Genomic DNA, 791 nt, shown 5'->3' with positions numbered 1-791 from the left:
TCGACGGGCAGAGCCACCGGGTGCCGGCCAACGACCGCGGCAACGCGCTGCACGGCGGGCCGGAGGGCTTCCACAGCCGGGTCTGGCGGGCCGAACCCGCCGGTGACCGGGCCGCGTTGCGGCTCTCGCTGCTCAGCCCGGACGGCGACATGGGGTTCCCCGGCGCGCTGTCGGTGAGCGTGCTGTACGCGCTCGACGAGGCCGGGACGCTGTCGGTGTCCTTCGAGGCCGTCACCGACCGCCCCACCGTGGTGAACCTGACCAACCACGCCTACTTCAACCTGGGCGGCGCCGGCTCCGGCGACGTCCTCGGGCACCTGCTGGAGGTGGACGGCGACCAGTACCTGCCGGTCGCGCCGGACGCCATCCCGTACGGCCCGCTCCAGGCGGTGGCGGGCACCCCGTTCGACCTGACCCGGGCCCGGCCGGTCGGCGAGGCCCTGGCCGCCGAGGACCAGCAGCTGAAGAACGCCGGCGGCTTCGACCACTGCTGGGTGCTGCGGCCCGCGGCCGGGCCCGGCGCCCTGCGCCGGGCGGCCCGGCTGGCCGACCCGGCCAGCGGGCGGGCGCTGGAGGTGTGGACAACCGAGCCGGGGGTGCAGGTCTACACCGCCAACCGGCTGGACGGCACGCTGGCGGACGCCGACGGCCACCACCACCCCCGGCACGGCGGCATCTGCCTGGAGACCCAGCACCTGCCCGACTCGCCCAACCGGCCCGAGTACCCGAGCACCGTCCTGCGCCCGGGCGAACGCTTCACCAGCCGCACCGAGTTCCGCTTCCCGCACCTG

1 protein-coding gene is annotated in these 791 nt (G+C 76.0%); it reads left to right on the top strand.

Going from position 1 to position 791, the window contains the following annotated elements; translation table 11 throughout:
* Nucleotides 1-791 (top strand): aldose epimerase family protein (locus IE329_RS40010; protein WP_190215989.1); only part of this gene is annotated, 791 nt, incomplete at both ends.

The organism is Kitasatospora indigofera (genome assembly GCF_014655955.1).
Classification (GTDB): domain Bacteria; phylum Actinomycetota; class Actinomycetes; order Streptomycetales; family Streptomycetaceae; genus Kitasatospora; species Kitasatospora indigofera.
Note: the sequence above shows the minus strand (reverse complement) of the source record. Positions and strands in the feature narration are given on the sequence as shown.